This window comes from Hydrogenophaga sp. (assembly GCF_041913525.1).
In the GTDB taxonomy this organism is placed as follows: Bacteria; Pseudomonadota; Gammaproteobacteria; order Burkholderiales; family Burkholderiaceae_C; genus Hydrogenophaga.
In genome coordinates, this window is record NZ_JAYSFD010000002.1 from 112,881 (window position 1) to 125,629 (window position 12,749).

Annotated in this window: 14 protein-coding genes; 6 read left to right on the forward strand and 8 right to left on the reverse strand. The window is 66.8% G+C overall.

The window, feature by feature from the left end:
* Window positions 1-23: 23 nt before the first annotated feature.
* From ACE3RQ_RS03370 to flgA, 8 genes are all read right to left on the reverse strand, one after another.
* Window positions 24-1,619 carry a hypothetical protein gene (locus ACE3RQ_RS03370; RefSeq protein WP_374519918.1) on the reverse strand — a complete coding sequence of 532 codons (1,596 nt, stop codon included), beginning with the start codon at window positions 1,617-1,619 and terminating at the stop codon, window positions 24-26.
* A 13-nt stretch (window positions 1,620-1,632) separates the two neighbouring features.
* Entirely contained in the window at window positions 1,633-1,836 is a 204-nt protein-coding gene (locus tag ACE3RQ_RS03375; protein WP_374519920.1) for a hypothetical protein, read from the reverse strand.
* Window positions 1,837-1,970: 134 nt separating this feature from the next.
* Entirely contained in the window at window positions 1,971-2,936 is a 966-nt protein-coding gene (locus ACE3RQ_RS03380) for a methyltransferase domain-containing protein (protein ID WP_374519922.1), read from the reverse strand.
* The gene (locus ACE3RQ_RS03385; protein ID WP_374519923.1) at window positions 2,933-4,051 is read right to left on the reverse strand and encodes a hypothetical protein; all 1,119 of its coding nucleotides are present in this window, start codon (window positions 4,049-4,051) and stop codon (window positions 2,933-2,935) included. Before ACE3RQ_RS03385 ends, ACE3RQ_RS03380 begins: the two co-directional genes overlap by 4 nt.
* Window positions 4,048-6,495, reverse strand: a complete 2,448-nt coding sequence (locus tag ACE3RQ_RS03390) for an HAD family hydrolase (protein WP_374519925.1) — start codon at window positions 6,493-6,495, stop codon at window positions 4,048-4,050. The genes ACE3RQ_RS03385 and ACE3RQ_RS03390 overlap by 4 nt, the downstream gene beginning before the upstream one ends.
* A 165-nt stretch (window positions 6,496-6,660) precedes the next feature.
* Window positions 6,661-7,029: a hypothetical protein gene (locus ACE3RQ_RS03395; protein ID WP_374519927.1), complete on the reverse strand. Its 369-nt coding sequence runs from the start codon at window positions 7,027-7,029 to the stop codon at window positions 6,661-6,663.
* 18 nt (window positions 7,030-7,047) lie between these two features.
* Window positions 7,048-7,374 (reverse strand): flagellar biosynthesis anti-sigma factor FlgM, encoded by a 327-nt coding sequence (gene flgM / locus ACE3RQ_RS03400; protein ID WP_374519929.1) that lies wholly within the window; start codon window positions 7,372-7,374, stop codon window positions 7,048-7,050.
* A gap of 118 nt (window positions 7,375-7,492) precedes the next feature.
* The gene (flgA, locus tag ACE3RQ_RS03405; protein ID WP_374519931.1) at window positions 7,493-8,218 is read right to left on the reverse strand and encodes a flagellar basal body P-ring formation chaperone FlgA; all 726 of its coding nucleotides are present in this window, start codon (window positions 8,216-8,218) and stop codon (window positions 7,493-7,495) included.
* A 187-nt stretch (window positions 8,219-8,405) separates the two neighbouring features.
* On the opposite strand from flgA, the gene flgB reads away from it, so the two are divergent.
* Genes flgB through flgG form a run of 6 tightly spaced genes read left to right on the forward strand, consistent with a single transcriptional unit; the run spans window position 8,406 to window position 12,731 of the window.
* Window positions 8,406-8,819 (forward strand): flagellar basal body rod protein FlgB, encoded by a 414-nt coding sequence (gene flgB / locus ACE3RQ_RS03410; protein WP_374519933.1) that lies wholly within the window; start codon window positions 8,406-8,408, stop codon window positions 8,817-8,819.
* Window positions 8,820-8,833: 14 nt separating this feature from the next.
* Window positions 8,834-9,238 carry a flagellar basal body rod protein FlgC gene (gene flgC / locus ACE3RQ_RS03415; protein WP_374519935.1) on the forward strand — a complete coding sequence of 135 codons (405 nt, stop codon included), beginning with the start codon at window positions 8,834-8,836 and terminating at the stop codon, window positions 9,236-9,238.
* Between the two features lie 10 nt (window positions 9,239-9,248).
* Complete coding sequence (locus tag ACE3RQ_RS03420; protein WP_374519937.1) at window positions 9,249-9,908, forward strand: flagellar hook assembly protein FlgD; 660 nt, start codon at window positions 9,249-9,251, stop codon at window positions 9,906-9,908.
* Window positions 9,909-9,942: 34 nt separating this feature from the next.
* Window positions 9,943-11,160, forward strand: coding sequence for a flagellar hook protein FlgE (gene flgE, locus ACE3RQ_RS03425; protein ID WP_374519939.1), 1,218 nt, complete (start codon window positions 9,943-9,945; stop codon window positions 11,158-11,160).
* Between the two features lie 36 nt (window positions 11,161-11,196).
* A complete protein-coding gene (gene flgF, locus ACE3RQ_RS03430; protein WP_374519941.1) occupies window positions 11,197-11,934 on the forward strand; it encodes a flagellar basal-body rod protein FlgF in 738 nt (245 codons plus the stop codon).
* Window positions 11,935-11,948: 14 nt separating this feature from the next.
* Window positions 11,949-12,731: a flagellar basal-body rod protein FlgG gene (gene flgG, locus ACE3RQ_RS03435; RefSeq protein ID WP_374519943.1), complete on the forward strand. Its 783-nt coding sequence runs from the start codon at window positions 11,949-11,951 to the stop codon at window positions 12,729-12,731.
* Window positions 12,732-12,749: the final 18 nt, after the last annotated feature.

Sequence of the window (12,749 nt, forward strand, 5' to 3'; positions counted from 1 at the left end):
TCGCGCCGAAGGCCAATGGGCTGTCAGGCCACCACACCGGCGCGATGCCCCAACGAGAACTGGGTGGCGGGGTAGTCCAGCACCTGCATTTGCTGCGCGTACTCCAGCACCGCCAGGGTGTCGAGCGCGCCATTGACCCAGTGCGTGAGGGGCATGCGGTCACCCAGTGTCTCTACCGTCAGTGTCAAGGCAGAGCGAAGGCTTGGCCGCTTGGCGGAAGCCGCACCCAGGTGGTGTGACGCCCGTCCTGTTTCCGCCAGGCTCAGGCACAGCAAGGCGTGAAACGCGAATTCGCCTGGCTGGCGTGCCTGGTGTTTCAAGTGGCTGTGCAGCACGCGTTGGGGCCGCTCGGCCAAGCTGGCGTCCTCGTGCAGGGTCAGCCCGTCCTGGGATGCCGCGTCCACCATTGACCCCGAGCACAGGATTTCTGCGTGCCCACTGGCCTGGGTGAGGGTCTCCAGGCTGAGGCGCACCAGCGAGTGCTCGATTAGCGACTCCAGCAATGGCGTGGTGTCGGCCAGCCAGGAGGCCCCGGTGGGGTGGCCTGTGATCAGTTCGATCAGCTCGGCGATCAGCCCACACGGTCTCTCGGCACGGATCACGTGTCCGACCACCGATGACAAGGCCGTGAGGCCGGTGACATGCTGTGCCAGCAGGTGTGCGCCAGTGACCCGGGCGCGCGGGTTGCGTCCCGACATGCCTTGCGTGAGGGTGTCGGTCAGGCCATCGATGAGCAGGTCGATCGTGAAGCTGGCCTCGTCCAGAGCGCTGCGCAATTGGGCATGATCGGTCTGCACCGGGCGCTGCAGCAGCGCGCAAAGGTCAGCTTCGTGGTCACAGTGCCTGTCCAACTCAATGTGTTGGCGCCAGCCTTGCAGCACATCTGGCATCGCCAGTCGCTGCTCGATCCGTTCATAGAGTTGGCAGGCACCTTCTTGAAAGGCCGATGTGCGCTCCTGGCACAGCGCCACCAGCAGGTGCCCCAGCCAATGGTGTCGTGCCAGGTACTGCATCTGTTGGTCGAAGGCCAGGTCCGAGCCGGTCGGCGCCACGCCGTCTGTGTAGCCCAGGGGATGGGGAAACAGAGGCGGGGGCGGGCGGTAGAACACCTCGCAGTGGGCGTATTCCTCCAGCGTGCTCTTGAGAAAGGTGTTGCGCACCACGCGATCGGGGGCTTGCAGGCAGGCCACGGCGGCCGTGACGCCCGCGAAGCGAGAGCGGAAATAGGCCCGTGCCGCCCAATGCCGGATGAGCGGATAGGGAATCTGCTGGTGTCGCATGGCGGTCCACAAGGGGTGGCCGTAGTAGCGTCCATAGGCCTCGTTGCAGAATCCGATGGCAAATCGCAGAACCTCTTCTTGCGTGTAGTTCGGCTTCTCGTTGGCCGGCACCAGGCAGCCTTGCTGGTCGAGAACGGTGACCAGATTGGCTGCTTCTACCGAATCGGCTGCCAGGGCCTGGGCATCGATCTCCCGGCGAAGGAAGGCCGCCAGGCGGGGTTGCGCCTGAAGGGTATCAGCGGGAACGTCGACGCTCCAGACGGAGAAGCGAAGCTCGACGCCTTTTGTGGTGGTGCGCACTTCCACCGAGTCGCGCAGGTAGCCGTGAGCCGGACGCATGCCGAGGGCCTGCTCAGCGCACGATGACGTCTTCGACGAGGTGGCGGATGCGCACGGCTACGCCGGGCGGCATGGTGAGTCGCTGGGTAATGCGGGGAAGGTTGTCCGGGCGTGACATAGCCGGTGACCACTGCTGAGACCACTGAGTGCCTTCCGTTGGAGCGGCGAGTGGGGGCTGGCCCGGGACGCTGACGTCCTCGACATGGTCGGTGCTCATGAATCCTCCTGTGGCTGAGCCGCTCATGTCGGCGGGCTCTTGTGCCAATAAAGTTTACTTAAGTTTTCCTTTAAATCACAAAAAATCACACCAGAGAGCAGGGACGTGACCGGGGAAATGCGCCGTCGCGGCGCTCACTCGGGCCGATCGGCCACCAGAACGCAGAACTGGCTGTCGGCCTTCATTGGCCCCAGGCCCATCTGGTCGGTGGGCAGCAGGCCGGTGATCTCGCCGTTCTCTGTGCAGTAGACCTGCTGGCCATGCATGGCGCGAATGCGCGCTCGGCCCACGCGCGCCAGCATCGCCACGGTTTCGTCCAGTGTGAAGTGGCGAACGTGGTGCTCAAAGCGATGGCCAAAACGTGCAAAGGGCAGGCCGCCCTCGTGGGGCACCGAGATCAGCAGGGGGCCATCGGTGGCGCGCACCATCTGGTCAAGCAGGCCTGGTGCGTCGTCCACGTGTTCAATGGACTCGAAACTGATCGCGAAATCGAACAGCCCGGCTTGAAGCGTGAAGGGAAAGACCGCATGGCCGAACACCACTCGGTGGGTGCCGTAGGCGCACTCGGCCAGCCCCACGGCTTCACTCGATCCGTCTAGGCCCACCATGCGAGCGCCAGCGATATTGGCCACCATGCGGCTGCCGTAGCCATTGCCGCAGAACACGTCCAGGCCCATGGTTTGGTGCGAGGGCACGAGGAAGCGTCGCACCCACTGGGCCGCGAAGGCATAGCGCGCCCGGTGATCGGCTCGAATGAGGGGGATCTGGTCGGCCGTCTGCCGCTCACCGCTTTGCAGGGAAAAGTCTTTCTCGATGTGTTCGATGGAGGGCTGGTCCTGAACCACCAGGTGGCGGATCTCCTGACGAATCAAGGCCGACGACGGGTCACCGGCCAGTCCGTGCCAGAAGTGCGCCAGGGCCGCGGTGGGCTGGGCTTGTGCATTGGCCATGACGCCAGCCAGGAGGTGCAGGCGGCTGTCGGTCGGGAACTGGGCCAAGCCTTGGGCCACGGGCGTTTCGGCGCCGCCCAGGTCGCCCTCGGACAAGGCTTGGAAGGCAGCGTTTACCAGTGCGTCGGCAGTCATCGGGTCAAGGCTCATGCGCACACCTGTTCCATGAATTGATAACCCCAGTCGGCGTTCATGGAGCGCCGCAGGCGGTTGGGCACCCAGGCAGGGGTAGTTGGCGTGGATGCGTCGCCCGCCAGCATCGAGCGCCAGAAACCGGGCTCATTCCAGGCCGGTGACAGGGCCACGGGGCTGCCCGGGTGGCCGCCAGCGGGCGCCCGAGGCGAGTCGAAGTCGTACAAGAACGGCACCAGTTGGTGTGCGCGTCGCCCGAATGCCCGTGCTTCGATCAGGCCGCTGGAATTCAAGGCCACCACGGTATCGAGTTCGGGCTGGGCCAGCAGGTGGTAGAAGTTGGCGCTGGTGCGCACGATGCATGGCAGCTGCTGCAATACCGTCTGTGCGGCGGGATCGTAGGCGGCGTAGGGGTGTGGCTTGTAGAGCACCAGCGGGTGCTCGGTGCATAGGCGGTGCAACTCACCCAGGTGATCGTCCAGCCGGGCGAGGCGTCCGTCTGCAAGCACCATGGCGCGGTCGCTGGCCACCTGCCCGAGCAGCAGCGCGGTGCCCGACGGCATGGGCTCGGGTGGTGGCATCCAGGCGGCTTTCGCCTGGATGAGCCCTACCTGGCGGGCCACTTCTGACGGCGCCAGCGCATGGCGCAGCAACACCTCGTGGAAGGCCGGTACGTTAGTTCGCATGGCAAACACCAGGTCGGGCAAAAAGCGTAAGGGGTGCAGGATGAGGTCGATCACCGGCAGTTGCAGTTGCCGCATTGCATCGAGCAGCACCGGCGGCAGTTCGTAGCCGATGACCAGGGCGTCTTGCAGCGGTTCGCGAAGGGCCTCCACCAAGGCATCGGGGGCGGTCTGGCGCTGGGCTAGCGTGGCCCAACTCCGGAGGTTGAGGGACTCCCCCAGGGCGTCATATAGAGCCGGTGTGTCGAAAAACACACCGGCACCAGCGGGCATCAGCGCATCCCATGCGAGGGTGGTGGGAGCGGGAGCGTTGTCGGGCAGCAGCGGGCGCAGCAGGGCGCTGAGCCAGCGAATGTTTTTCCAGGTGGCGCCTTCCCAGCCATCGTCGACGAGAAAGGGGCGCAGCAGGTCGCCAGTGATGACGATGCGGGAGTGGCTTGGCATGCTCATGCGGACTCGGCCTCCAATTGCGCTGCCACCGGCTCAGTGGAAGGGGTGGCCGCCTGGCGCGCCAGCAGCGGGCGGTACACCACGCGAATCATGCAGCGGCGCTGGTCGGCCTCGCTGCAAGCGGGGAAGATCATCATGCCGGCCTCGGTGAACTTCACCATGTTGCCTTCGATCTGCTCCACCCCATCGAGCAGCACCTGCTCGCCCAGCACCAGGTCGGCGCGTTCGCCCTCGCCGTGCATCGGCACTTTTTCGATGGAGTCCAGTTGCAGCCACTCGTGCGTCTGGCCCCAGAGCACGCTCAGGTCAAAGCGGGCCGTCATGGGCAGGTGCAGGCAGTAGAAGCCGTCGTGCGTGGCAAAGGCGCGCGAGCTGCCGGCGGCGTGCTGTTGGGCATTGGCCGCCAGGGTGTGAATGGTCTCGCTGCGGTAGCTGGCCTGCGAGGGGGTGACGCCGTAGCCAAAGCGCTGCAGCGACAGCAGCAGGGTGGAGAGCGACACGTCGATGTGGCGCAGCTCCATGGGGTAGCTCACGCGCAGCGCGGTGAAGTCGCGGTTCATCAGCGCAAAGCCTTCGCGGCGGTACTCGGCCAGGCCACGTTCCAGGTCGGCGGTGGCCAGGATCAGGTCGGTGCCCAGGTTGAAGTCAAAGCGCAGGGCGCTGAGGCACTGAATCTCGTCTGCCGTGGGGAAGTAGATCAGGCGGCCCAGGTCAATGGTGGCCTGGTGCGCCAGCACCAGGTCGTCGTGGTCGTCGTGGTCGCTGGGGCGGCAGTGGGCCGGCATGGCCAGGGCGTCGCGCACGAAGCGCAGGGCGGCGGCCTGCATCTGGGCCACCAGCGCGGCCTGGGCCGGGCCCACGCCCACGTCGGCGCGAACGGGGCGGCCGTCCTCCTCGTAGTCGAGGGTGGTGCCGTCGTCCTTGGTGCACATCATCTCGAACACACCGATGTAGGCAGTCAGCGCGTGGATCAGGCGGTCATCGGCCCAGCGGGTGTCGATCAGGCCCTGGCGATCGGCCTGGTCGGCCTTGACGCGGCTGGCGATCAGGTAGAGCCCGTGCAGCTCCACGTCGTACTCGGCCCTCATCACCGCGGCCAGCCGGTTTTGCACCGTGCCGCTGTAGCCCAGGTCCACCAGCACCAGGCGGTCGCCGCGCTGCACCCCGGCGTGGGTCTGCAGGTGGCGCCACAGGCGCGCGCGCAGGGCGGCCGAGCGCTCGATGATCAAGGCCAGGGTCTCCTTGCGCAGCAGGAGCTGCGAGAAGGTGTCTTCGGGCGTGGCGCTTGCGCTGGCTTCGGCCAGGATGGCCTGCGCCTGTTCGGCGGGCAGCAGCAGTTGCTTGAGGATGGCCGGCATGGCCGAGACCGACACGCCGGCCGCCAGCACCCGCACCACGTCCTCGCGCGAGCACAGCGAGGCGGCAATGGCGGTCAGGCGCGAGACGTTGATCTCGGCCACGGCGTCCTGGCCCAGGATGGCCTCGCACACCCGCGCCGGCAGGTAGCCGTCGCGCAGCAGGAAGCCTAGCTTCACCGGGCGCCCCTGAGCCTGCAGGCGCGCCACCTGGCGGGCCACGAACTGGCCAAAGGCGAAGACGATGGGGCCCAGGCTGCGGTAGCCGATCTGCTGGGTCACCTGGGCCTGCCGGTCGTTGTGGGCCGCCAGCACGCCATGGAACAGGCTGGGGTTGCCTTGCTGGTGGTGAATCTCGGGCAGCAACTGCACCGCGGTGGTGGCGCGCCCGTCCAGCTCGTTCAGGGTGGCCTCGTCGTGGTGGCGCAGCCAATACCCGGTGATCTGGTGGCGCGCCGGGCCTTCGTGGTCGGCGTGCACGTTGTCGCCCAGGTGCACCAGGGCCTTGGGGCGCAGCTTTTCGCGCGCCAGCACGTGTTGCCAGATCTGGCCGGTCTTGGAGGTGCCGTGGTCGCAAGAGCAGTAGATCTGGGCAATCGCCTGGGCATCGTCGCCCAGGCGATTCTTCAACAGACCGCGCAACTGGCCGGCGGTGAGGTAGGTGTCGCTCACCACGATCACGCGCAGGCCACGCCGGCGCGCCTTGCGGATGAGGCGCAGCACCGGCTCGAACACAAAGCCGTGCGCTGCCTCGCAGTCGATCTCGGCTTGAACGCACTGCTCCACCAGCTGGGCATCGACTTGCGGGCCGAGCAGCTGGCGGTAGATCTCGTGCAGGGTGACCTCGGTGTGGCCCTTGAGCAGGCGCTGCTTGGCGCGGGCCTCGGTCTCGGCCTTGCCGCGCAGCGAGGCGGTGACCCCGGCGCGCTTCAGTACCTCGTGGTGGGGCAGGGCATAGAACACGTCTCGCGGGGCGACCACCCGGCGCCACCAGATGGTGTCAAAGCAATCCAGGGACAGCACCTGGGTCTGCTTGGGCAGGCGATCCAGCAAATCGTCGAGCTGGTTGGCAAACAGTTGGATGGACATGGCGTACCCGCTGATGAAACCGAGGAACCGGCCATGGCGCACCCTAGGGGCCCATGTCGGCAACGGCGTCCATTTAATCAGCGGGGTGGCGAGCCAAATCGCCAAAGAGAAGGGGGCTGCCGGCTCAGTTCCGGCGATTGGCCCGTTCGGGCCAATCCGGCGGCATCAGGCCAAGAGGTAGGCCCTGCCCGGTCCGCGAATGCCGCCTTGGCGTTCGTAGGTGGGGGCTTGCAGGGCCTCGGGCATGAGGGCTTGGAGGGCACGCTGGTTCTGGGCCACGGCGCGCAACACGCCTTGGCGCAGGCGGCCAAAGCGCAGGGCGGCTTGCTGGGCCTGGTGCACCAGATCGGCACTGGCTGCCTGCCACTGGGCGGCGCCCGGGCTGGCCTGCAGCGTGGTTTGCACGCGGGCGCAGGCGGTTTGCACCGCCAGGGCATCGCCCTGCAGCAGTTGCAGTTCGAGCTGGTCGAGTTCGCCGTTGAGTCGGGTCATCCACGCCTGAGCGTCGGTGGGGGTGGATGCGATGGACTTCATGGCGCGCTCCTGGGTGGGTTACTGGCGACTGGCGTTGAGCATTTCCGCCGCGTTGGCCAGCATCTTGTCGGCGATGGCCTCGGCGTTGACCTGGAAGGTGCCGTTGGCGATGGCCTGTTTCATGGCCTCGACCTTGTCGGCGTTGAACACGTCGTTGCCGTTGCCGGACCCCGACAGTGCCTGTGTGGTGGACGACAGCGTGACCTGCACGCCGCTGGCGGGCGCGCCAGGCGCAGGCGTGGTCGGCGCTGCCCCGGTGGGGGGCGCAGGGGGTGCGGCGGCCGCCCGCTGCGGGCCGCTGGCGACCGAACCGATGTAGGAATCCGGTGAAGAATCGACTTTCATGTCACGCTCCATTCCCCAAAGGTGGGGCGATGTGGAATGACTATCGACCCCTGAACGGTGAACTTTAGCCCGACTTTTCGACTTTCTTGCCTGCTGTCTGGTGGGGTGCGCGCCGGTGCTACATCGCCAACTCCACCGTCTGGTCGGGGCGAACCACCCCGTTGACCACTTTGCCGCTGGGCAATCGCACCCGGGCGCTTTCGCCCACGCGGCCCTCGCTGATTGCCTGGCCCATCACCGAGACAGCAAAACCGCTGCCGCCGCTGACCACTTTCACCGGCGAGCCGGCCTCGAAGGCGGTTTGGGCGCGCACCATGTTCTCGCGCAGCGTCTGGCCGGGCGACAGGGCGTAGGCCGTGGTCTGGCCCACCCAGCGCTCGGGCGTGGCCAGCACCGGCGAGGGGTGGGACGCCCAATCGACTTCGGTCAACTCGGCCTGGTCTTGAGTGAGGGTTTCCCCGGCCGCCACGGGCGCCTTGAGCACCCAGGCCGGGCCGAAGGCCTTGATGGTGACCGGCACGTACACGTTCCAGCGGGCCACGCCATCGGTGCAGCGCAGGCCGATGCGGCTGCGCCCCCAGAGCTTGGTGCCCGGTGGCAGATAAGGCTCGATGGCTTGGCAGGGGGCCAGGCGCAGGCGGCTGTCCAGGTTGCCCATCACCACCTCGGCGCGCAGGGGCATGCCGCCATCCTGGGCCATGGCCTGGTCAATGGCGGGTTGCAGCCAGTCGCGGGCCAGTTGCTCCAGCCCGGCGGGCGGGGCGGCGTTGGCCCACGCGCCCAGCATCAGCAGACCGCCGATCAGCAGGCGCCGAAGGCTCAGGGTGATGGGATGGCGAGGCATGGCTTGGTGGGTGAGTGGATGGAGATCGAGGCATCACTCTAGGGCGAGCCGGGGCAGGGCTAAGCCGGGAAATGCCCGCTTTCGCCTGCGTTTCTCCTGGCTTTGCCCGACTCAAGAATTCCCACAATCCTCTGAACTCCCGCCGTGGCCTCATGCCTGGCGGCTTTCTTCACCACGCGAGGTGCCCATGCTCGAACAGATGACCGCCCGGCTGGACTTCCACGGCAAAGCGCTCATGCTGCGCTCGCAGCGTCAGCAGGTGCTGGCCAGCAACATCGCCAACGCCGACACCCCGGGCTTTGTGGCGCGCGATTTCGATTTCGCGCAGGCGCTGCAGAAGGCGGCCGGGGCCACGGGTGCCCGTGCCACCGAGGGCGTGGCCATGACCGATGCGCGCCACCTGAGCCTGCAGGGCGGGCCCGGCTCACCCAAGACCGACCTGGCCTACACCGTGCAAACCCAGCCCAGCCAAGACCGCAACACGGTCGATCTGGACCGTGAGCGCGCCAACTTCGTGGACAACACCGTGCGCTACGAGTCCACGCTGCGATTCATCAACGGGCATGTGAAGACCATGCTCAGCGCGATCACGGGTCAGTGATCGGGGAGAACGCCATGTCCATGTTTTCCATCTTCAATGTCGCCGGCAGCGCCGTGAGCGCGCAGGCCCAGCGCCTGAACGTGGTGGCCAGCAACCTGGCCAACGCCGATGCCGTGGCCGGCCCCGATGGCCAAAGCTACAAGGCCCGCCAGGTGCAGTTCCAGACCGTGCCCATGGGTGGCCCGGGCAGCGCCGGGGTGAAGGTGCAGAACGTCACCGAGAGCGACCAGCCTGGCCGACGTGTCTTTCAGCCCAACCACCCCAGCGCCGACGGCGAGGGCTACGTGACCCATTCCAACGTGAACCCGGTGGAGGAGATGGTCAACATGATCTCCGCCTCGCGTTCGTACCAGAACAACGTCGAGGTCATGAACACGGCCAAGAGCCTGCTGCTCAAGACGCTGCAGATGGGCAACTGAGGACCACACCATGTACACCTCCGCACTTGATCTCTCCACCTTCAGCACCAAGCCGGGCAGCACCACGGCCACCACGACCACGTCCACCGGCAGTTCGCAGTCGCAAGACCGCTTCCTCAAGCTGCTGGTGGCGCAGATCAACAACCAGGACCCGCTGAACCCGATGGACAACGCGCAGATGACCACGCAGATGTCCCAGATCAACATGGTCAGCGGCATCGAGACGGTCAACGACACGCTCAAGACCATCGCCAGCCAGTTTGGCGTGTTCCAGCAATTGCAGGGCACTGCGCTCATCGGGCGCGAGGCGCTGGTGGCCGGCACCACCATGGGCTTTGACGGCAGCACCGGCAAGGCCGCCTTCCAGCTGGCGGGCGACGCCGCGCAGGTGGACGTGGACGTGCTCGACAAGAACGGCACAGTGATCGACACCATCAACTTCGGCGCCCTCACCGCCGGCCAGCACGCCTTCAACTGGGACGGCACCGGGGTGGACCCCGCCACCGTGGGCAGCTTCCGGGTGCGCGCGGCCAACGGTGGCACGCCGGTGAGCGCCACCACTTTCAGCCGCCTCACCGTCACTGGCACCAGCTTCGCCGACGGTGCCGTGAAGCTGCAACTGCAGAACGGCACCAGCCTGGCCTACGACAAGGTCAGCACCTTCCTCTGACACCCCACCCCTCCAGGACTTCAAGGACATTGCCATGGCATTCCAGCAAGGACTCTCCGGCCTGAACACCGCGAGCAAAAACCTCGACGTGATCGGGCACAACATCGCCAACGCCAACACCGTGGGCATGAAAAGCTCGCGCGCCGAGTTCTCCGAGCTGTACGCCAGCTCGGTCAACGCCGCGGGTGGCACCGCCAGCGGCATCGGCGTGACGGTGGCCGCCGTCACCCAGCAGTTCACCCAGGGCAACATCACCGCCACCGGCAACGAGATGGACGTGGCCATCAACGGCAACGGCTTCTACGAGCTGACCATGCCCAACGGCGCCACCGTGTACAGCCGCGCGGGCATGTTCAAGCTCGACCGCGAGGGAAATGTGGTCACCAATGACGGCAGCCGCCTCATGGGCTACCCCACCGACGCTGCCGGCAACCGCCTGAGCTTCGAGACCCAGCCCTTGAGCCTGCCCACGGGTGGCCCGATCCCGGCGCAGCAGACGGGCAGCATCTCTGCCGAGTTCAACCTGGATGCGCGCGCGCCCATCTACAACGCCACCACCGGCTTGCCGCCGCTGTCCACCTACGGCACCTCGCTGGTGGCCTACGACCCGCAGGGCATCGAAGTGCCGGTGTCGCTGGCCTTCCGCAAGGTGGCCAACAACCAGTGGGAGGTGTACACCGGCGTGAACGGTGCCGACCCGGCCACCTCCACGCCCTTCACGTTGAACTTCAACAACGACGGCACGCTGAACACGACCACCACCACCATCCCCACCCTGACGCTGACCTCGCCGAACAACCCGGCGCTGACCTTCACGGCCTCGATGAACTTCGACGACGTGACCCAGTTCGGCACCAGCTTTGCGGTCAATAAGCTTAGCCAGAACGGCTACCCGCCTGGCGAGCTCACCAGCCTGAAGATCGCCGAGAACGGCGTGATCACCGGCCAGTACTCCAACGGCCAGACCCGCGCGGCGGGCCAGATCGCGCTGGTGAACTTTCGCAACAGTCAGGGCCTGGTGCCCACCGGAAACGGCTCCTGGCAGGCCACCTACGCCTCTGGCGATCCGCTGCGTGGCGAGCCTGGCTCGGGCAACTTTGGTGCCCTGCAGTCGGGCGCGCTGGAAGACTCCAACGTTGACCTGACCGCCGAGCTGGTGGACATGATGACCGCGCAGCGCGCCTACCAGGCCAACGCACAAACCATCAAGACGCAGGACCAAGTGCTCAGCACCTTGCTGAACATGCGCTGATCGCTGATCGCCAACACCTGACACCGGAGCCACCCCATGGACCGCCTGATCTACACCGCGATGACCGGCGCCAACGCGGCGCAGCAGCGCCAGCAGGTGCTGTCGAACAACCTGGCCAACCTGTCCACGCCCGGCTTTCGCGCCGAGCTGTCCACCTTTCGCGCCGTGCCCATTCGGGGCGATGGGGCCAGCACCCGCGTGTTCGCCGCCGAGGCCACCGCCGGCCACTCCGACGCGCCGGGCGCCGTCACGCAGACCGGGCGCAACCTGGACGTGGCGGCCAAGGGCAATGCCTACTTCGCGGTGCAGGCGCTGGATGGCACCGAGGCCTACACCCGCGCCGGTGCGCTGGAGGTGAACACCGAGGGCACGCTGGTCAACGCGGCGGGCCTGGCGATGCTGGGCGACGGCGGGCCGATCACCGTGCCGCAGAACGCGCGGGTGGACATTGCGTCTGACGGCACCGTGAGCGCGCGCGTGGGCAACGAGCCGGGGCAGGTGGTGGGCCGCCTGAAGATGGTGGAACCCGACGCCGACAACCCGCTGCGCCGCGGCGACGACGGCCTCTTTCGCGGCCCCGGTGGCGACCCGCTGCCCGCCAGCGACGTGGCCCGCCTGCAAGACGGCGCCCTGGAGGGCTCCAACGTCAATCCCGTGGAGGCCATGGTCAGCATGATCGCCGTAGCCCGGCAATTTGAAGTGCAGATGCGCATGCTGCAAAACGGCGAGCAGAACGACCGCTCGGCCAGCCAGCTGTTGAACGTCAACGGTTAACCGGAGAACACGCCATGATGAATTCCCTGATGATCGCCAAGACCGGCATGACGGCGCAGCAAACCCAGCTCGACGTCATCTCGAACAACCTGGCCAACGTCTCCACCAACGGTTTCAAGCGCTCCAACGCGGTGTTTGAAGACCTGATGTACCAGAACCTGCGCCAGGTGGGCGCCAACGCGGCCGAGCAGGCCGAGTTGCCCACCGGCCTGCAAGTGGGCCTGGGCGTGCGCACCGTGGCCACCTCGCGCCAGTTCACCCAGGGCAGCCTGCAGCAGTCGGGCAACGCGCTGGACCTGGCCGTCAACGGCGCCGGCTTCTTCCAGGTGGAAATGCCCGACGGCACCACCGCCTACACCCGCGACGGCAGTTTCCAGCTCGACGCGCAGGGCCGCATGGTCACCAGCAGCGGTTTCCCGCTGAGCGCGGGCATCACCCTGCCGCCCGAGACCACCAGCATCACCGTCTCCAGCAGCGGCGTGGTGAGCGCCAAGCTGCCCGGCACCACCCAGCTGCAGCAGGTGGGTGTGCTGGAACTGGCCAACTTCATCAACGCCCCGGGCCTGGAGCCGCTGGGCCAAAACCTCTTCCGCGAGAGCGTGGCCTCGGGCAACCCGATCACCGGCACGCCGGGCACGCAGGGCATGGGCACGGTGATGCAGGGTTACACCGAGGCGTCCAACGTGAACGTGGTGCAAGAGCTGGTGAGCATGATCCAGACGCAGCGCGCCTACGAGATGAATTCCAAGGCCATCCAGACCTCCGACCAGATGCTGCAGCGCCTGAGCCAGCTCTGACCGTTGCCTGGTTTCCCT

Bases quoted from the DNA above. Each gene is read 5' to 3' on its own strand.
- ACE3RQ_RS03370 (WP_374519918.1), bottom strand. From the start codon at position 1,619: ATGCGTCCGGCTCACGGCTACCTGCGCGACTCGGTGGAAGTGCGCACC.
- ACE3RQ_RS03375 (WP_374519920.1), bottom strand. From the start codon at position 1,836: ATGAGCACCGACCATGTCGAGGACGTCAGCGTCCCGGGCCAGCCCCCA.
- ACE3RQ_RS03380 (WP_374519922.1), bottom strand. From the start codon at position 2,936: ATGAGCCTTGACCCGATGACTGCCGACGCACTGGTAAACGCTGCCTTC.
- ACE3RQ_RS03385 (WP_374519923.1), bottom strand. From the start codon at position 4,051: ATGAGCATGCCAAGCCACTCCCGCATCGTCATCACTGGCGACCTGCTG.
- ACE3RQ_RS03390 (WP_374519925.1), bottom strand. From the start codon at position 6,495: ATGTCCATCCAACTGTTTGCCAACCAGCTCGACGATTTGCTGGATCGC.
- ACE3RQ_RS03395 (WP_374519927.1), bottom strand. From the start codon at position 7,029: ATGAAGTCCATCGCATCCACCCCCACCGACGCTCAGGCGTGGATGACC.
- flgM (WP_374519929.1), bottom strand. From the start codon at position 7,374: ATGAAAGTCGATTCTTCACCGGATTCCTACATCGGTTCGGTCGCCAGC.
- flgA (WP_374519931.1), bottom strand. From the start codon at position 8,218: ATGCCTCGCCATCCCATCACCCTGAGCCTTCGGCGCCTGCTGATCGGC.
- flgB (WP_374519933.1), top strand. From the start codon at position 8,406: ATGCTCGAACAGATGACCGCCCGGCTGGACTTCCACGGCAAAGCGCTC.
- flgC (WP_374519935.1), top strand. From the start codon at position 8,834: ATGTCCATGTTTTCCATCTTCAATGTCGCCGGCAGCGCCGTGAGCGCG.
- ACE3RQ_RS03420 (WP_374519937.1), top strand. From the start codon at position 9,249: ATGTACACCTCCGCACTTGATCTCTCCACCTTCAGCACCAAGCCGGGC.
- flgE (WP_374519939.1), top strand. From the start codon at position 9,943: ATGGCATTCCAGCAAGGACTCTCCGGCCTGAACACCGCGAGCAAAAAC.
- flgF (WP_374519941.1), top strand. From the start codon at position 11,197: ATGGACCGCCTGATCTACACCGCGATGACCGGCGCCAACGCGGCGCAG.
- flgG (WP_374519943.1), top strand. From the start codon at position 11,949: ATGATGAATTCCCTGATGATCGCCAAGACCGGCATGACGGCGCAGCAA.